Genomic DNA, 18,553 nt, shown 5'->3' with positions numbered 1-18,553 from the left:
CAATGAAATATTTAAAAATAAATACCGAAGAAAAAGCAGATCTTGAAGTATTGAAAAACGCCATACTTCAATTGAAAGGCGTAGATTCAGTAGACATCATTGATGAAGAAAACCCGGAAAGTGAGCTTAAAAAAGCTTTTGCGAAAACAAAAGAACAGCTTAAAAAAGGAGATTACGAAACCGTAGTCAATGATATTTTCGACCTATTAATAAAAGATAATTCTAAAAAATAATGAAAAAAGCCATTTTATCTGTTACCCTACTTGGAATTTTATTTTCTGTCAATGTATCGGCACAAACCGAAACTTCAGGCAGGGAAAAAATATACAGAGCAACGCATACCAAAGTAACAGAACTGAAACACACCAAGCTTAAGGTTAACTTCGATTATCAGAAAGAACAGATGAACGGAGAAGAATGGTTAACAGCTTCACCTTACTTTTATCCTACCGGCGAATTGACCCTTGAGGCAAAAAGCATGCTGATTCATGAAGTGGCTTTAGATCAGAATGGTAAAAAAACACCATTAAAATATGAATACAAAGACGATGTTTTAAAAATCAGTCTTGATAAAACCTATCAGAAAAATCAGGATTATACCGTTTACATCAAATATACTGCCCGTCCGAATGAAGTAAAACAGGAAGGCAGCATGGCAATCAGTGATGCCAAAGGATTGTATTTCATCAATGCGCAGGGAACAGAAGCAGATAAGCCTACCCAGATCTGGACACAAGGCGAAACCGAATCTTCTTCAGCATGGTTCCCGACAATTGATAAACCGAATCAGAAAACGACCCAGGAAATCTATATGACGGTTCCTGATAAATATGTTACCCTTTCCAACGGACTTTTAAAAGATTCCCAGAAAGAATCAAACGGCCTGAGAACTGATCACTGGGTGATGGATAAACCTCATTCTACCTATCTGTTTTTTATGGGAGTAGGAGATTATGCCATCGTGAAAGATAAATGGAAAAATATTGCGGTAGACTATTATATTGAAAAAGAATATGAGCCTTATGCAAAACAGATCTACGGAAATACACCCGAAATGATCGAGTTTTTCTCCAAAAAAATGAACTACGATTATCCTTGGGCAAAATATGCACAGATTTCCGGAAGAGATTACGTGAGTGGAGCGATGGAAAATACAACAGCAACCCTTCACGGAAGCGATATTTTACAGAAACCGGGCCAGCTGATTGATGAAAATAAATGGGAAGATACCATTGCCCACGAATTATTCCACCATTGGTTTGGAGACCTGGTAACGGCAGAAAGCTGGAGTAACCTGACCGTAAATGAATCTTTCGCCAATTATTCCGAATACCTATGGAATGAATATAAATACGGAAAAGACCAGGCAGATTACCATCAGATGAGCGATGTGAATATGTACATTCATAATCCTTCAGATTTCAAGAAAAACCTGGTAAGATTCAATTATGATTCCCGTGAAGATGTTTTCGATCTGGTAACCTATCAGAAAGGAGGCGGAATCCTTCACATGCTGAGAAATTATTTAGGTGATGATGCATTCTTCGCAGGAATGAATGATTATCTAAAAACCAATGAATACAAAAACGCTGAAGCTCACCAGCTAAGATTATCCTTTGAGAAAGTTTCTGGTAAAGATTTAAACTGGTTCTTTAATCAGTGGTATTTCGGAAGCGGAAACCCGAAGCTGAATTATTCTTACACCTTTGAGCCGGTTAAAAAACAGGTTACCGTAATCATCAATCAGTCTCAGGATCAGCCGTTCGAATTCCCATTGGCAATCGATGTATATGACAACGGAAAACCGAAAAGATATAACGTATGGGTAAATGCAGAAGCAAAAAATACATTTAATTTCGATGTTTCAAAAACTCCGGATCTGGTAAATATCAATGCAGACGGGATCTTATTGGCGGATATCACCGATACGAAAACACCGGAGCAATATCTGATGCAGTATACGGGTTCTAAAGAGCTTAAGAGCAGATACAACGCATTGAAAAGCATAAAAGATCAGGTAGGAAAAAGCCCTGCAGCAACAAAATTACTTTTTGCAGCTCTGAAAGATCCGTATTTCAGAGTAAGAATGAAAGCATTGGATCTGATGGATCTGTCAAACCCTGAACAGTTAAAAGCACTAGGTGCTGATGTTGAAAAGCTGGCGTCCAACGATCCTAAAACATTGGTTCAGGCTTCTGCCATTGCTGCCCTCGCAAAAACAAAAGATAAAAAATACATCCCGCTTTTTGAAAAAGGAATCAATGCCGTTTCCAACTCAGTAAGAGGAAACTCTTTAGGCGCTATTGTTACGATTGATCCGTCAAAAGCGACTGCAATGGCTGACAAAATTAACCTGGAAGATGCTTCAGAAGATTTAGTGGCACAATTGTTACCTATTGTTGTTAAAAATAAAATAACTTCCCAGATGGCTAATATTGCCTCGTATGCGGCATTTTACCCGTTCGTAAAATTCCAGAACCCTGAATTAGGGAAAGCAGCAGAAGACGGTTTTAACTGGATCATGACCTCCGATAACCTGAAAGCTACGGAAAGTATCACCAAAATTTTAGGCCAGGCCAAAAGCCAGGTTGGACAAAATCCACAGGCGAAAATGATGATCTCCCAAATGTTGAAGGACGGCTTAAGCAAAAAAATGGAATTGCTGAAACAAAACCCTCAAAGCGCAGCAAGCATCAATAAACAGATCGATGCCCTGAACAAAGCTATTGAAGATTATAAATAATGAGTACAGTAAATACTCCATAAGAAAAGCGCACTTTTTAAAGTGCGCTTTTTATTTATTTTTTACAGATGATAATTGTTTCCAGAGGTGAAAAACCCTGATAGTCATCCTTTTCAAAGACTTTAATTTCTGTTTGAAATCCTGCTTTCTGTAATCGGTCAGCCAATCCTTCCACGGAATAAATCCGTACATGGTCTTCCTGTCCGAAATGTTTTAAACGTTCTTCAGTAGATTTGATTTCAAAGTTTTCATAAATATCCCCGGTCTTAAAAGGAGTCTGAATCAAAGCAGTTCCCTCTTTTTTCAGAACCCTGTATAATTCATTCATTGCAGCAGTGTCATTTTCAATATGCTCAAGAATGTGATAGCACAGAATAAGATTAAACCTATCCGGTTCAGAATCTATTTTTGTGATGTCGAAATGATAATCTGCTAAGAACTCATCTTCGTAATCCGTTGGGAAATATTGAATATCCCTTCTTTTTTTCAATGCCCGGAAAATGGCTCTTGAAGGTGAAAAGTCCAATATTGAAAGACCGGCTTTCAGATAATTTTCATTCAGGATTTTATAAAGCCTTCTTGATCTTGGTAAGCTCCCGCAAACAGGGCAAAGCAGATTTCCGTTGTCTAATCTTATAAAATGTTTGAGCCGGGAATGGCAGATATTACACTCACAATTATTTCCCCTGTAAAAAGGATATAAACTTTTCCTGAAAAGCATCTCGTTTTCAAAAAGAAATTTTTGCGGTAGGATTTTTCGAATAATATTTTTTGCAGCAGAATACATCAGTGACTGCAATTTAATAATACTAATCGAAATATGCGGTGTTGTGGCTAATAATTTTTAAATTCGTGTTTTATAATTTTTAACGTATGAGTTTTGGAATAGAAGCGGCTAGTTATTACGTGCCTTCATTGTATCTTGAAATAAAAGATTTAGCTGAAAAAAGAGGAATAGAACCTGCAAAACTGGAAAAAGGATTAGGCCTGCATAAAATGGGCTTCCCGGATGTTCATGAAGATGCAGCTACCTTTGCAGCAGAAGCCTTATTAAAATTAATAAATGATTATACGATTAATCCGAAAGACATATCCAGAATTTATCTGGGAACGGAAAGCGCACTGGATGCAGCAAAGCCAACAGCTTCTTATGTCATGCTGATGGTGGAAAAAGCTCTGGAAAAAGAATTCGGAGAACGGTGTTTCAAAAACTGTGATGTCGTAGATATGACATTTGCCTGTATCGGAGCCGTAGATGCACTTCATAATTCATTGGATTTTGTAAGGTCGAATCCAGATAAAAAAGCGGTTGTCATTGCCAGCGATTACGCAAAATACGAATTGGCTTCGTCCGGAGAATATACGCAGGGTGGCGGTGCTGTCGCTTTATTGGTTTCTGGAAATCCGAATCTCCTTGAAATTGAAAACCAGTGGGGAGTCGCTACCGAAAGTGTTTTCGACTTTTTCAAGCCGAGACGTCATTATCAAAAAGAAGATTTGGTAAATGCTCCTGAAACATTTCCGGATAAAATAGAAGTTTTTACAGATGAACCTGTTTTTGACGGCCAATATTCCAACCAGTGTTATCAGGATAGAATCAGGGAAGCTTATAATCATTATAAAGAAATCACGGGCAGAAATCAGCCGTATAAAGACTGGAAATACCTTATTTTCCATCTTCCTTATGCGTTTCATGGGAAAAGAGTGTTTACAGAACTTTACAGCCTGGAAAACGGACTCGCTTACGGAACTCCTGAAGAACAAAAAGCAGTTGCAAAATCAGAAGATTATCTTCAGTTTATCAGCGAAAAAATAGAAAAATCCCAGCGGGCGTCTTCTGAAATCGGAAATATGTACACGGCCTCCATCTTTATGGCACTTCTTTCCGCATTACAGGTTTCCTACACTGAAAATGAGGACTTGGCAGGTTCTGAAATCGGATTTTTAGGATATGGAAGCGGCTCAAAATCAAAAGTATTTGCCGGAAGAATTTCTGAAAACTGGAAATCTGTAGTATCAAAATGGAATGTCTTTGAAAATTTAAATAACAGGACTGCCATTGATTTTGAAACGTACGAAAAGCTGCACAGAAAACAGCTGACCCAATCCGTTAATCCCAATTACAAAGGTTTCGGATTAAAGTCCGTAGAGCTGAAAAATCCTGTGCTGAAGGGAGCGCGGTATTATGACTGTCAAAATTGATATACAAAAGCATTTCAGATCTGAAGTGCTTTTTTTATTCAAAAATTCCCAATCCGTTCTGATAATTTTTAGGCGTAACACCTACCAGCTGTTTAAATACCCTTGTAAAATAATTGGTATCCGAAAAACCGGTCTGGTAAGCGGTTTCTTTTATGCTGTTTTGGCCGGCCAGTAATTCCTTGGCTCTATTGATCCTCTCCTGAAGAATAAACTCGTTGGGAGAAGTTCCAAGCTCATCTTTAAACATTTTAAAGAAATTTGACTTGCTTACATAAGCCAGTTTGGCAATGCTGTCAATCGATAATTTCTGATGAATATTTTTCCTGATATAATCTACGGCAAAACCTATCCTCGATTTATTTTTGGCGATATTTTTTTCAACCATGCTTCTTGCCTGGGTTTGCATAAGTCGTATCAGAAGTTCTTTCAAAGCAAAATCAGCCATAATATCTTTCTGGGAATTATCATCCATGGCGATTCTCATGATATTGTTGGTAGCCGAAGCAAGAGATTGATTGTTAAAAAGATAATATTCATCCAGTTGAATATTCCATTGTGAGGTTTCATCAACTTTCGGGAGGTGATAATTTAAATGATTTAAAGAATTTTCTATAAAATCCGAATTAAGGCTTAAAGAAATACATTGTGTTGGAGTTTCATCGGCTTCAGGAAAATCAATTACCATCGTTTCTCCGGGAGCCACTAAAACACTTTCTCCGGGGAAATAATCGAAGTAATTGGTTTTATTTTCCAGCTTCATGTGTTTCTTTCCTCTGAGCATCGCTGTAAATGCAATACTTTCAAAATGTAATTTTACGTCGAAAGCTGCCTTATGCGTTTCATAAATGCTGAATTCACAATTGTTTAGATTGAATTTCGTCTGATTTTCAATTAGGCTCAAAAGCTGGTTTTCCTTTTTTAATTTAGGAGTATTTAATAAAAATTTATTATCGTTCATTTCTAAACATTTTTTGTTGCCTCTTATCTCAAATATAGAAATTTTAAAACCATACAGCTGTTAATAAAATTATAAAATTAATCGTCTGCACTATTGTGCAGCTTTTTTATAGGATTGTGCTATACCTTTTGATGCAGTGCGGTGTAATTTGGCTTGACAGAAAAATTAAAATTACACTAATATGAGCACTATTACAGAACAAAAATCAGAGACCCTTTTACAATGGCCTGAATTCAAAAGCCAATATGATAATTATATTAACGGACAATTTACAGCACCGGTTAATGGACAGTATTTTGACGTGGTTTCCCCGGTTGACGGAAAAAAATTCACTCAGGCTGCCCATTCCTCTAAAGAAGATTTAGAGCTCGCTGTAAATGCAGCAGAAAAAGCATTTCAGACCTGGAAAAACACCTCGTCTACGGAAAGGAGCATCATTTTAAATAAAATTGCAGACAGGATAGAACAAAACCTGGAATACCTTGCAACAGTGGAAACCATCGATAACGGTAAAGCAGTCAGAGAAACTTTGGCCGCAGATTTACCACTGGCAATCGATCATTTCAGATATTTTGCTTCCGTCATCCGAGCAGAAGAAGGCTCTCATAATGAGCTGGATAAAGATACGGTTTCCCTTATCGTTCATGAGCCGCTTGGCGTTATTGCCCAGATTATCCCCTGGAATTTCCCTATTTTAATGGCTGTCTGGAAGCTGGCTCCGGCATTGGCGGCAGGAAATTGCGTTGTTTTGAAACCTGCAGAAAGCACACCGATTTCTATCATGGTATTAATGGAAATTATCGGAGATCTTCTGCCTGAAGGAGTAGTAAATATCGTCAATGGTTTTGGTGCCGAGCTTGGAAGGGCTTTAGTGACCAATCCCAAAGTTTCAAAAGCGGCATTTACCGGCTCTACGGCTACAGGACGTCTGGTAATGCAGTATGCCACTGAAAATATTATCCCGGTTACATTAGAATTGGGTGGGAAATCTCCAAACGTTTTCTTCAGTTCAGTAATGGATGCAGATGATGAATTTCTGGATAAGGCAATAGAAGGAGCTGTACTTTTTGCTCTGAATCAGGGTGAAATTTGCACCTGTCCGTCAAGGCTGTTGGTTCAGGAAGATATTGCGGATGCGTTCATTGCCAAAGTGATTGAAAGAGTAAAAGCGATCAAAGTAGGAAATCCTTTGGATAAAACCGTGATGATGGGAGCTCAGGCTTCACAGATTCAAAAAGATAAAATTCTTTCTTATATCAAATTAGGAAAAGAAGAAGGAGCGGAAGTTCTTGTAGGCGGAGATATAAACAATGTTGGAGAAGGCCTTGAAAGCGGATATTACATTCAGCCTACTATTTTTAAAGGAAACAACAGGATGAGAATTTTCCAGGAAGAAATTTTCGGGCCGGTTTTGGCTTTTACTACGTTTAAAGATGAGGAAGAAGGAATTAAAATCGCCAACGATACCATTTATGGGCTTGGAGCCGGAGTGTGGACGAGAGATGCCCATCAGTTGTATAATGTTCCGCGTCAGATTCAGGCAGGTAGAGTTTGGGTAAACCAGTATCACTCTTATCCTGCAGGAGCGCCTTTTGGTGGTTACAAGCAGTCGGGAATCGGTAGAGAAAACCATAAAATGATGTTAGATCATTACCGTCAGACTAAAAACATGCTGATTTCATACAACAAAAACAAATTAGGTTTCTTTTAATTTTTAAATATTAGGGCGTGCCCGTTTACCCCGTTTTAGCAACGGGGTAAAACGGTCGGGCTATTCAGGGCTCCACTTCGTTTCGGTGCTTCATTTCATTCAGCACCGGCTCGTTCCTCGCCGCCCTTCCTATCCCTCACGCGATACTTAGAGTGTCTTATCCGAACTGTTCCGGATGAGCAGAAATCTTTTTACCGAAAATTAAAAACTAACTCAAAAATAAAATATGATTCCAAAAACGATGAAAGCTGCTGTAGTTCAAGGTTACGGACAGTCCCTGAAAATTGAAGAAGTTCCCGTAAGAGAACCCGGAAGATATGAAGTGCTTGTAAAAGTAATAGCTTGTGGAGTATGTCATACAGACTTACATGCCGTAGATGGAGACTGGCCGGCAAAACCGAAAATGCCTCTTATCCCTGGACATGAAGGAGTAGGAATAGTAGTGGCCTGTGGTCCTGAAGCTCAGGTAAAAGAAGGAGATGCGGTAGGAGTTCCATGGTTATACAGTGCCTGCGGATGCTGTGATTACTGCATTACCGGCTGGGAAACCCTTTGTGAAGCCCAGAAAAACGGTGGTTATAGTGTTGACGGAGGTTTTGCAGAATATGTTATTGCCGATTCAAGATATGTGGGGCATCTGAAATCTGATGTCAATTTTCTGGAAATAGCACCGATTCTATGTGCAGGGGTCACCGTATATAAAGGCTTAAAAGAAACCGAAACAAAGCCCGGTGAATGGGTTGCCATTTCAGGAATTGGCGGATTGGGGCATGTTGCCGTTCAGTACGCCAAAGCAATGGGAATGCATGTGGCAGCCATTGATGTAGCCGATGATAAGCTTGAATTGGCGAAAAAATTGGGTGCAGATCTGGTAGTCAATGCAAAGAATACCGATCCGGGAGAATATTTACATAAAGAAGTTGGGGGGATGCATGGTGCATTAATTACGGCAGTTTCTCCGATTGCTTTCAAACAGGGAATTGACGTCTTAAGAAGAAAAGGAACGATTGCATTAAATGGGTTGCCTCCCGGCTCGTTTGAGCTGCCTATTTTTGAAACGGTTTTAAAAAGGATTACCGTGAGAGGATCTATTGTAGGAACAAGAAAAGATCTTCAGGAAGCATTGGATTTTGCCAATGAAGGCTTAGTGAAAGCAACGGTAACTGCAGCAAAGCTTGAAGATATCAATGATGTTTTTGATAAAATGAAAAAAGGACAGATTGACGGCAGGATCGTTCTCGATATTGCCGGCTCAAATTAATTTTTCAGAGTTTTTTGTGGGTTCGGCAGATTATTTTTGCCGGGCTCTTTTTAACTTTATAGAGTGAAATGAACTATAAAAATTTTGAAACCCAAGACTGTTTGAAATTCAAACGTAATTTATTTTAATCTTAGCATTAAAATTCTTGGTTGCAGGTGTTGAAAGAAAAAAGCAATGCCTTTGCTGTTAATCAAATTCATTAAAAAATTTAAAAAATGGAACCTAAAATATCAAGATTGTCTGCAACGGAAAAAGCACTGGAAGTCATTTGGGAGCTGGAAAAAAAATATGGCGATCTTATGTTTTATCAGGCTGGAGGATGTTGCGAAGGAACACAGCCCCAATGTTTTGAAAAAGGAGGTTTTTTTCCGAGAATGAATGATGCGATGATCGGAACTATCAATGGCCATGAATTCTGGATTGACCGCGACCTTTTCGAATACTGGAAATACTCCCATTTTACATTAGATGTTACAGATGGCTTCGGACCGGGAGGCTTTTCTCTGGAAACCCCCTTAGGAAAAACATTTAAAATTCATTACAGGCTTTTCACTCCCGAAGAATATGAAAACCTTGAAGCCATAAAACGCAGTGAATAAAAACTTCAATATAATATTTATTGAGACTATTATGGTTTTTGAACAATATAAACAAGTTCTCTTTCAAATTCATATTTTCCTCTTGAAACTCCTCTTTTTAAAATAAAATATTGGCTAAAAGCTATTATTGAGGCTATTGCTACAAACATAAAATCCTGTTTGTCTTCCTCTATATTGGCAAAAACTACTACTAAGCAAAAACATAGGATGACAATTCGGTTGAAAATCTGAAATTCGGATGGGCGAACTTCTACGGAGATAGATGATTTACCATTTTCATCTGAAATATGTCCATGAAATACAGAATTATTCATATTGATGTCAAATAATCTCGTTCTTCTTTTAATAATAAAACTGTTTTCTTTAATCATTCCTCTATATTCAAATCTTGTAGGAATTGCAGAATCTTTTTCCAGTGATATAAAAGTGGTGTTGGTTTTATAAGTGATTTTCCATAGCCTTTGAATCAGTTCAGACCTGTTTATATCGACCTCAATTCTGCAACTTTCACATAGCCCAATACTTTTTAAAAATGAATTCATTTTGTAAATAAAAATATTAAACTATAATCAAACTTTTACAAACCGGTTGACAAACATTGCAGCCACAATATCACCTACAGCATTCAAAACCGTTGCCAAAGGATCAACCAATGTCCCGATGATCATTACGGCCGGAATGGCTTCCTGAGGTAATTTGTATACGGAAATCATCAGCATCTCACCAATATAGCCTCCGTTCGGAATCCCTCCGGCTACAATACTTACAAAAACGGTTATTCCCAAAGCGAGCAAAAGATTGGAAGGATCAAAAAAATCTCTTCCGATAATTAAAAAAGCGACATAAATCTTAATGATCGAAGACATTGAAGAACCGTTTTTATGGAGAGTAGTTCCGATTGGGATTACAAGATTTGCAATAGAATTCGGGATGCCTATTTTTGAAGCTGCCTGTAAATTGGCTGGCATGGTTGCAAAGCTGCTGCAGGTACTTAAAGCCGTAAGAGTGGGATAAATCGCATTGGTCCAGAAACTTTTAACACCTTTCTGTCCGTTGGCCATAAAAGCATAGATCGAAAAAAATACAAGGAAATAAATGATTCCTGCAATATAATAAAGACCCAATGGCTTTGCATAAAATCCGAAAAGCTGCGGTCCCAGTGTGGCTACCTGATAAGCAAAATAAGCTCCCAGACCGATTGGAGCCAGTTTCATAATTAATAACAGCAATTCTTTCATCACTTCATAACCTGAAGCGATAAATATTCTGAACGGTTGCCCTTTTTCTCCTGATTTTCTGGCTGCAAAACCCGTTAAAAAAGCAAAAATTAAAAGAGCAAGCATGTTTTTTCTTGAAAAAAGCTCCGTGAATTCCCCAACAGTGAAAAAACTGACAATCCTGTTACCCCAGGTATCTTCAGATGCCGCTTCATTGATAATCTCGCCACTTCCTGAGATCGTGGAAACCGGGAACAGATAAACCGCACAAATCGTAAAAATGGCAGCTGTCAAAATAAAAAAAAGAAAAGTAAAAGACATTACAAAAATGATTTTACCAAACTTCGACTGCTGTTCAAGGGAGGCAATTGAATTGGAAACGGCAAAAAATACCAATGGAACTACACTGACAAAAAGCAGATTGAGAAAAATATCACCTAATGGTTTGATGTAATCTACAAAACCGGGAGCTGTAATTCCGATAATGCTTCCAATGGTAATCCCTAAAAGTAAAAGTATAATTCCGGAGTAGTTTTTAAAAACCTCTTTCATGCGGTGCTTTTTATCAAAGATAGGTTTATTTTTAACATTCTGTTGTATCAATTTCAGAGGTAAATTTTTTAAATTTGAGTAAACAATCGTCTTTATGGCTTATATAGATTACTATAAAATTTTAGGTGTCAGTAAAAATGCAACGCAGGATGATATCAAAAAAGCTTACCGGAAACTGGCCAGAAAACTGCATCCGGACCTTAATCCGGACGATAAGGAAGCTGAAAAGCAATTCAAAGAGCTGAATGAGGCGAATGAAGTGCTCAGTAACCCGGAAAACCGTGCGAAGTATGACAAATACGGAGAAAACTGGAAGCATAGTGAAGAATACGAAAAAGCTCAACAACAGCAACGACAATATCAAAACCAGAATTACGGTGGCGGATTTTCCGGGGCAGATTTCGGAGAAGGCGAAGATTTTTCAGACTTTTTCCAGAGTATGTTCGGTGGAGCAGGAGGTTTCGGAAGAAGCTCACGCGGAAGTGCTTCAGGGAAATTCAAAGGACAGGATATTCAGGCCGAGCTGAATTTAAACTTAAAGGATGCAGCGAAAACACATCCACAGACTTTTGATATTAATGGGAAAAAAGTAAGAATTACAATTCCTGCAGGTGTTTATGACGGTCAGCAGATTAAACTGAAAGGACACGGGAATCCCGGCGTAAATGGAGGCCCGGCCGGAGATTTATATATCACGTTTACCATTCCGCCGGATCCGGATTTTGAAAGAATTGGTGATGATCTTAAAACAAAAGTTACAGTTGATCTTTACACAGCAGTCTTAGGGGGCGATGTAAAAGTAAATACCCTGGATGGAAGTGTGAATCTGAAAGTAAAACCGGAAACCCAGAACGGATTGACGGTGAGACTGAAAGGAAAAGGTTTTCCGGTATACAAAAAAGAAGGCCAGTTCGGAGACCTGTTTGTGACCTATGAAGTGAAAATGCCTACAAATCTTACTGAAAAGCAGAAAGAACTTTTTGAACAATTAAAAAATTCCTAAGCCATGAGTGAAAGAATATCGCGGGAAGAACTCGTAAAAATATACAATATCGAAATTACATTTTTTGATGAGCTGGTAGAATACGGCCTTTTAAGCGTACAGACGGAGAATGAAATCCGGTACCTGCTGTATGATGACCTGCCTGCCTTTGAAAGATTTGCCAACTGGCATTATGATCTGGAAATTAATTTACCCGGCCTGGAAGTTATTCATGATATGCTTCGGAAAATGGATGATTTAAAACAGAAAAACCGTGAGCTGATGCACAAACTTTCCGCAATAAGTGACAAATATGAAGAGGGATGATGGTATTAATGATCGAGGAAATTTAAAGATTATCTCTTAGCTAAAATATTTTTCCGGATTCAGACTATTTCATTTAGCTTTGTAACCTTTTAAGACAGCTAAATATTCTAAGAAATGAACGGAGAAAAAGTGATCAGGTTAAATGTAAACAGAAAAGATTTCGAGGAAATTTATTTCAGTGGAAACCAGGGAAGTTTATTTTTTTTACCCACTACCAAAGGGAAAACTATTTCAACGATTATTGTAGGATTGGCTTTGTCCATCACATTTTGTATGAAAGACAGCCTGAGTGGAGAAAATTTCGGGATTTTATATTTTATAAGCTTTATTTTCCTTCTTTGTGCCGTTTATCTTTCTGTAAGCATCAATAAAGTTTCAAGATGGAAAAAGGAAGTCAACCGGTATTTAAAATCACTTGAAACCTCTGAAATCTATGAGATCAGCTTTAATGATGAATCTTTTAATGTGAATCTCAATAATCAGGAAGAATTGAGCCTGTGGAAAGATTTTGAAAGATTTGATATCAATGAAAAATTTATTTCTCTGGAAGGAAAATATAATTATATGTTTCCGAAGAAATCGATGAGTAGGGGAGATTATGATGTGCTTAAACAGGCTGTAAAGAAAAATATAAAAAGTTAATAGGCGAAATGGCAAAAAAGCGAAAAGGCAAAGAAGCTAATGGTGAATAGACGGGTTTCTTATCCAATAAAATCTTTAGCAATAAATAAAAAAATCAGAGCAGCAATACTCTGATTTTTTTATTATGTAAAAAGCTAATTTGCAAATTAACCTATTCGCCTTTTGCCTTTTCGCTCTTTTGCCATTTCACCTCCCTCCGCATTTTCAGCTTTAAATTATTCCAGCCAACCCATTTCCTTCATCCATTCGTCATTATAGATCTTGCCTACATATCTTGAACCGTGATCATGCAGCAATACAACAATTACATCATCTTTTGTAAACTGGTCTTTCATCTGGATTAAAGAAGCAATCGCACTTCCTGCGGAATAGCCACAGAAAATTCCTTCCTCTTTAGCCAGTTTTCTGGCATAGATCGCACCGTCTTTATCCGTTACCTTTTCAAAATGATCAATCACTGACATATCATAGTTTTCAGGAATGATATCTTCCCCGATCCCTTCTGTGATATAAGTATAGGCATGATCGTAGTGAAGCTCACCTGTTTCATGGAATTCTTTTAAAATAGAACCATAAGTGTCAACACCAATTACTTTAATCTCCGGATTTTTCTCTTTAAAGAAAGTTCCGCAGCCTGTAATGGTACCTCCTGTTCCGGCACCTACAACGAAGTGCGTTAATTTTCCTTCAGTCTGTTCCCAGATTTCCGGCGCAGTAGACTCATAATGAGCCGCCCTGTTGGATAAATTATCATATTGGTTAACGTACCATCCGTTTTCCGTTTCTTTAGCCAGCCTTTTGGAAACTGAATAATAAGAACGCGGGTCGGTAGGTTTTACATCTGTAGGGCATACAATTACTTCAGCACCTACTGCACGAAGGATATCACATTTTTCTTTAGACTGTTTTGAATTGGTCACAAAAATACATTTGTAGCCTTTGATGATCGCTGCAAGAGCCAATCCCATTCCTGTATTTCCGGAAGTACCTTCAATAATAGTTCCTCCGGGTTTTAATCTGCCGTCTTTTTCAGCATCTTCAATCATTTTAAGAGCCATTCTGTCCTTTACGGAATTTCCGGGATTGAAAGTCTCTACTTTTGCTAAAACCAATGCCGGGAAATCTTCTCCTAAAACTTTATTAAGCTTTACTAATGGTGTATTTCCGATGGTTTCAAGAATATTTTTTGCGTATTTCATAAATGTTTTATAAGCGCTGCAAAGATACGGCTTTAAAATTATTTACCGGATAGCGGTGGTATAATTTACGTTAAGATTGGATTAAAGATTAATAATGTGAATTATAATTCCAGGATGCAAAAAAACAGACATTATTAAAACCTGTTGAGATTGCTTCGTCACTTCGTTCCTCGCAATGACAAATTAAATATTCTTTAATCAAATCCTTTATAAAGCTCTGGTAGCAGTAAAAGAGAATTAATTATACTTAATAGCTTTTACCGGAGAAATTTTACTGATAAGGTAGCTAGGAATGATCAAAGCCAATGCAGAGATAAGTAAAATACCTAAAGAAATTGAAATAATGGCAACAGGATTTAAATCTACCGGAACTGTGCTGACATAATAGTTTTCCGGATTCAGTTTTATAATTCCGAAGAACTTTTGTAATAAAATAAGTCCAAGTCCTATAAAATTTCCATATAAAAGCCCTGGAATCATAATGATCAAAGTATAGTTGATAAAGGTTGCCCTGATCTGTGCATTGCTGGCTCCCAGGGTTTTTAATAGCCCGATGGAGTTGGTTCTTTCAATAATAAGAATCAATAAAACCATGATGATATTAATGACAACCACGATCAGCATAATAATGATAATTAATGCAATATTGGTGTCGAAAATACTTATCCAGTCATTAATCTGCGGATATTTTTCTGTTGCTTTTTCTGCATAATTTTTATAACCGATATTTTTTTCAATTTCCGGGAAGTCTTTATCAATGTCATTTACATTTTTAAAGAAAATATCAATTCCGCCTACTTCATCAGGCTTCATATCCTGAATTTTTCTCACGTGATTAATGCCACCGATTACAAACTGTTCATCAATCATTTTAATATCTGTTCTGTAAATCCCGACCACCTCAAAATTTCTGTATATAGGTTTCTGATCAGCTTTTGAAAATATGGTAACAATACTGTCTTTTAAATTTAAATGAAGATCTTTTGCTATTTTCTGGGAAATAACCACACCGTTGTTGAATCCTACTTCTGATACTTTTGGGGTTGTACCGGCAACAAGAAACTTTTTAAACCGCAGGCTGTCAAAATCTTTTCCAACACCTTTGAAGATAATTCCGGCGAAATTATGTTCATTACGCATGATTCCTGTAACGCTTGCGTACTTTTGAACATTCTCCACATCAGGAATTTCTTTTATTTTTTGAATATTCAGGCCCTGCTTATCGAGCACAGAGGTATTGTAAGATGAGTTTGATCTTGTAGACCTTACCGTAATATGCCCGCTGAAATCTGCCAGTCTTTCTTTAATAGCCTTCTTGGAACCGAAACCTGTAGAAACCGTAATGAGTGAAACAATGATTCCTAACGCCACGGAAAGCCTGCCTATGAAGATGATAACCCTTGAAAGATTATTTTTGTTATCTTTGGAAAACGCTATTTTTCTAGAGAAATATAAAGGAAAGTTCAAGCTTATGAATTTAGATTTCAAAATTAAAAATTTACTTCTGATTTGCCTAATTTTTTTAGGAGTATTCAATCAATATTATTCTCAGACTCAACCTCAGGAGGCTTTTAGGACCGGTGCAGACCGCCCAGACCTCTATTTACCCTTATTAAAAAATAAAACCATCGGTATTGTGACCAATCAAACAGGATTGATGCAGGACAGGACTCACCTGGTGGATTTTTTAGTGAAAAAAGGAATTAAAATAAAAGCAATCTTTGCTCCCGAACATGGTTTCCGTGGAAATGCCGATGCCGGGGAAACAGTAAAGAACGGAGTAGATGCAAAAACAGGAATTTCTATCATCTCATTATATGGGAATAATAAAAAGCCTAAACCTGAACAATTAAAAGGAATTGATATTGTTGTTTTTGATATCCAGGATGTTGGAGTGAGGTTCTATACGTATATTTCTACACTGACTTATTTAATGGAATCCGGAGCTGAAAATAATGTGGAAATCATGGTTTTGGATCGCCCGAATCCGCACGACGGCTACACAGACGGACCTGTCCTGAAAAAGAAATGGACCAGCTTTGTGGGGATGCATGAAGTTCCTGTAGTATATGGACTGACGATCGGGGAATACGGTAAAATGGTGAACGGTGAAAAATGGCTGAAGAATGGTATACAGGCTAAATACACCTTAATTCCGATGCAGAATTATCACAAAAAACAACGTTATCCTATCTCTGATAAACCTTCACCCAATCTTCCAAACGATAAAGCCATTAATCTGTATCCAAGCTTATGCTTTTTTGAAGGAACCCAGGTTTCTGTAGGTAGAGGAACAGATCTTCCGTTTCAGGTATACGGTTCACCATGGACGAAAAATTTACCCTACCAGTTTACACCACGGCCTAATTTCGGGGCTAAAGATCCATTTTTAAATGGAAAATTGTGTTACGGTGAAAATCTTTCCGATTATAAGACTGATTTGCGTGAACTCAACCTTGAATGGGTAATTAAGGCTTATAACAATTATAAAAACCCTGATCTCAATTTCTTTCTTAAAAACTTATGGTTTGATACTTTAGCAGGAACAGATGAATTCAGAAAACAGATTATTGCTAAAAAATCAATCGCAGAAATTAAAGCTTCCTGGAAAAAAGATCTTGAGAATTTCGGAAAAATAAGAGCTAAGTATATTGTTTACGAAGATTAATCGAAATTTTGAGGCGGGTTATTATCGTTCTTCCCTTTATTCAGAATAAAAAGTCCGATTGATAAGCCGATCACTCCTGCAAAAGCGGTGAGTATTGCTCTTTGTAATTTGTCTGGAAGATCATTTCCGATATAATTCATTAAAAACAGGATCACAAAAGTGATGGCTGAAATGATGATGTGGTTTTTTCCGAATAATTTCATTGTAAATATTTATAATTTTTCTCCTGCTCTTGTAAAAGCTTTCAGGAATAAAAGATAAATTTCTATTTAAGTTGTTGTAATAAACCTTCAGCAAGGGTAGAATCCTTTTTGGCCTGAACTGCTAAATTTCTTGACATTTCGGCGTAGGTTTTTGCCATTTCTTTATTTCCGGTCAGAAAATAAAGTTTAGCCAGAATGTAAGTGCTTTCCGATGTTTCGCCTCTCATAACAGATTTTTCAGCCCATTCAAGAGCTTTTTTCAGGGATGAAGGAGTTTTTACATGATCAGAAAATATCCATGCTGCTTTTAAAAGCTGGTTCGGCTCAAATGAATCGGAATTTTTGTAATATTCCAAAGCTGCTTTTTCGTATTCAGGGAAATTATTATTTTGCTCGTAATAGCTTAATTTAGTCTGATTGAGCTTGATCTGCGCATCATATTTTCCCACCAATGGCTCTGCCGTTTTCATAAAGTATTCTTCATTGATTCTTTTATTTTTGTCATCAATGGATTGCTCTACCACTTTTGATAATTTGAGTTGATTATCAAATTCCTTATACGTTTCTTCGGGAAGGTATTTAATAATTTCTATTTTTCTGGAAGTGAAAACTTTATAGTTCGGGTCCTCTGTCGACTTTAAAAAGAAAAGCATAAATCCGATGTCGTCTCTGGTAAGCTCTTCGGTTGTTTTTTTATTTTCAAAATATCTTTCAGAGGCTTTTTTTGCAAAATCAAAATCAGTTGATGAGTTTAATTTCATAATGTTCATCAGAAATTCCGGATCTTTTTCGCCATTGGCAAAACGGTCTTTTAAAGAACCCTTTTTATTATTGGGGGAATTGATGTCCTGAGCCATGGCTAAGAACATACTTTCTTCCATATAGCCCATATTCTGGGAAATTAACTCGCCGTCACCATTTAAAAACAGGTAAGTAGGATAGGAGCGAACGCCATATTTTGCAGCAATTTCTCTTCCTTCTCCTTTTTCCATATCAAATCTTGCATTCACAAAATTGGTATTGTAGTAATCTCCGACAGATTTTTTTGTAAATACATTTTTCTCCATCATTTTGCATGGTCCGCACCATGAAGCGTAAGCATCAATAAAAACCAGTTTATTTTCTTTTTTGGCTTTGGTAATAAGATCTTTAAAAGGAACCTCCTGAAACTGAATAGATTCCTGTGCGAAAAGTATGATGGTAAGAAAAACAAATAACCCGGAGATAATCTTCTTCATTCGATTAAAATTTGTAGGCGAAGATAAGTATTTTTAAACATATAGTTTGTG

General features: G+C 37.2%; 18 protein-coding genes. 10 read left to right on the top strand and 8 right to left on the bottom strand.

Annotated features, from left to right (window positions below):
- The first annotated feature begins 2 nt into the window (after positions 1 to 2).
- Both AB8P06_RS08280 and AB8P06_RS08275 read left to right on the top strand, forming a co-directional pair.
- Entirely contained in the window at positions 3 to 233 is a 231-nt protein-coding gene (locus AB8P06_RS08280) for a hypothetical protein (RefSeq protein WP_369840386.1), read from the top strand.
- Positions 233 to 2,743, top strand: a complete 2,511-nt coding sequence (locus AB8P06_RS08275; protein ID WP_369840385.1) for a M1 family metallopeptidase — start codon at positions 233 to 235, stop codon at positions 2,741 to 2,743. The genes AB8P06_RS08280 and AB8P06_RS08275 overlap by 1 nt, the downstream gene beginning before the upstream one ends.
- A gap of 55 nt (positions 2,744 to 2,798) precedes the next feature.
- Here AB8P06_RS08275 and AB8P06_RS08270 read toward each other — a convergent pair whose 3' ends face one another.
- Positions 2,799 to 3,530, bottom strand: a complete 732-nt coding sequence (locus AB8P06_RS08270; protein WP_369840383.1) for a class I SAM-dependent methyltransferase — start codon at positions 3,528 to 3,530, stop codon at positions 2,799 to 2,801.
- Positions 3,531 to 3,616: 86 nt separating this feature from the next.
- Here AB8P06_RS08270 and AB8P06_RS08265 point away from each other — a divergent pair, with 86 nt between their 5' ends.
- Positions 3,617 to 4,945 carry a hydroxymethylglutaryl-CoA synthase family protein gene (locus AB8P06_RS08265; protein WP_369840381.1) on the top strand — a complete coding sequence of 443 codons (1,329 nt, stop codon included), beginning with the start codon at positions 3,617 to 3,619 and terminating at the stop codon, positions 4,943 to 4,945.
- Between the two features lie 34 nt (positions 4,946 to 4,979).
- Here the strand turns inward: AB8P06_RS08265 and AB8P06_RS08260 are convergent, their stop codons facing one another.
- Positions 4,980 to 5,903, bottom strand: a complete 924-nt coding sequence (locus AB8P06_RS08260) for an AraC family transcriptional regulator (protein WP_369840379.1) — start codon at positions 5,901 to 5,903, stop codon at positions 4,980 to 4,982.
- Between the two features lie 181 nt (positions 5,904 to 6,084).
- Between AB8P06_RS08260 and AB8P06_RS08255 the strand changes: the two genes are divergently transcribed.
- From AB8P06_RS08255 to AB8P06_RS08245, 3 genes are all read left to right on the top strand, one after another.
- A complete protein-coding gene (locus AB8P06_RS08255) occupies positions 6,085 to 7,614 on the top strand; it encodes an aldehyde dehydrogenase family protein (RefSeq protein ID WP_369840377.1) in 1,530 nt (509 codons plus the stop codon).
- 226 nt (positions 7,615 to 7,840) lie between these two features.
- On the top strand, positions 7,841 to 8,875 hold the full coding sequence (gene adhP, locus AB8P06_RS08250; RefSeq protein WP_369840375.1) for an alcohol dehydrogenase AdhP: 1,035 nt from the start codon (positions 7,841 to 7,843) through the stop codon (positions 8,873 to 8,875).
- A 215-nt stretch (positions 8,876 to 9,090) separates the two neighbouring features.
- A complete protein-coding gene (locus AB8P06_RS08245) occupies positions 9,091 to 9,474 on the top strand; it encodes a DUF779 domain-containing protein (protein WP_369840373.1) in 384 nt (127 codons plus the stop codon).
- A 29-nt stretch (positions 9,475 to 9,503) separates the two neighbouring features.
- Here the strand turns inward: AB8P06_RS08245 and AB8P06_RS08240 are convergent, their stop codons facing one another.
- Both AB8P06_RS08240 and AB8P06_RS08235 read right to left on the bottom strand, forming a co-directional pair.
- Positions 9,504 to 10,016, bottom strand: coding sequence for a hypothetical protein (locus tag AB8P06_RS08240; protein WP_369840371.1), 513 nt, complete (start codon positions 10,014 to 10,016; stop codon positions 9,504 to 9,506).
- A 27-nt stretch (positions 10,017 to 10,043) separates the two neighbouring features.
- The gene (locus AB8P06_RS08235) at positions 10,044 to 11,243 is read right to left on the bottom strand and encodes a dicarboxylate/amino acid:cation symporter (RefSeq protein ID WP_369840369.1); all 1,200 of its coding nucleotides are present in this window, start codon (positions 11,241 to 11,243) and stop codon (positions 10,044 to 10,046) included.
- A 94-nt stretch (positions 11,244 to 11,337) separates the two neighbouring features.
- Here AB8P06_RS08235 and AB8P06_RS08230 point away from each other — a divergent pair, with 94 nt between their 5' ends.
- The 3 genes from AB8P06_RS08230 to AB8P06_RS08220 all read left to right on the top strand — a co-directional run bounded on the left by AB8P06_RS08230 (position 11,338) and on the right by AB8P06_RS08220 (position 13,194).
- Complete coding sequence (locus tag AB8P06_RS08230) at positions 11,338 to 12,246, top strand: DnaJ C-terminal domain-containing protein (RefSeq protein ID WP_369840367.1); 909 nt, start codon at positions 11,338 to 11,340, stop codon at positions 12,244 to 12,246.
- A 3-nt stretch (positions 12,247 to 12,249) separates the two neighbouring features.
- A complete protein-coding gene (locus AB8P06_RS08225; protein ID WP_369840365.1) occupies positions 12,250 to 12,552 on the top strand; it encodes a chaperone modulator CbpM in 303 nt (100 codons plus the stop codon).
- A gap of 114 nt (positions 12,553 to 12,666) precedes the next feature.
- Positions 12,667 to 13,194, top strand: coding sequence for a hypothetical protein (locus tag AB8P06_RS08220; protein ID WP_369840363.1), 528 nt, complete (start codon positions 12,667 to 12,669; stop codon positions 13,192 to 13,194).
- A 215-nt stretch (positions 13,195 to 13,409) separates the two neighbouring features.
- Here AB8P06_RS08220 and AB8P06_RS08215 read toward each other — a convergent pair whose 3' ends face one another.
- Both AB8P06_RS08215 and AB8P06_RS08210 read right to left on the bottom strand, forming a co-directional pair.
- Entirely contained in the window at positions 13,410 to 14,393 is a 984-nt protein-coding gene (locus AB8P06_RS08215) for a PLP-dependent cysteine synthase family protein (protein ID WP_369840361.1), read from the bottom strand.
- Between the two features lie 237 nt (positions 14,394 to 14,630).
- Positions 14,631 to 15,860: an ABC transporter permease gene (locus AB8P06_RS08210; protein WP_369840359.1), complete on the bottom strand. Its 1,230-nt coding sequence runs from the start codon at positions 15,858 to 15,860 to the stop codon at positions 14,631 to 14,633.
- A 4-nt stretch (positions 15,861 to 15,864) separates the two neighbouring features.
- Between AB8P06_RS08210 and AB8P06_RS08205 the strand changes: the two genes are divergently transcribed.
- Complete coding sequence (locus tag AB8P06_RS08205; RefSeq protein WP_369840357.1) at positions 15,865 to 17,061, top strand: exo-beta-N-acetylmuramidase NamZ family protein; 1,197 nt, start codon at positions 15,865 to 15,867, stop codon at positions 17,059 to 17,061.
- Here the strand turns inward: AB8P06_RS08205 and AB8P06_RS08200 are convergent.
- Both AB8P06_RS08200 and AB8P06_RS08195 read right to left on the bottom strand, forming a co-directional pair.
- A complete protein-coding gene (locus tag AB8P06_RS08200) occupies positions 17,058 to 17,264 on the bottom strand; it encodes a hypothetical protein (protein ID WP_369840355.1) in 207 nt (68 codons plus the stop codon). The two genes, AB8P06_RS08205 and AB8P06_RS08200, sit on opposite strands and share 4 nt — an antisense overlap.
- Before the next feature lie 62 nt (positions 17,265 to 17,326).
- On the bottom strand, positions 17,327 to 18,502 hold the full coding sequence (locus AB8P06_RS08195; RefSeq protein ID WP_369840353.1) for a thioredoxin family protein: 1,176 nt from the start codon (positions 18,500 to 18,502) through the stop codon (positions 17,327 to 17,329).
- Positions 18,503 to 18,553: the final 51 nt, after the last annotated feature.

The sequence above is a fragment of the Chryseobacterium tongliaonense genome, from assembly GCF_041224435.1.
GTDB classification, from domain to species: Bacteria; Bacteroidota; Bacteroidia; order Flavobacteriales; family Weeksellaceae; genus Chryseobacterium; species Chryseobacterium tongliaoense.
The sequence above is the reverse complement of the archived record's forward strand: the minus strand, read 5'-3'. Positions and strand labels throughout refer to the sequence as shown.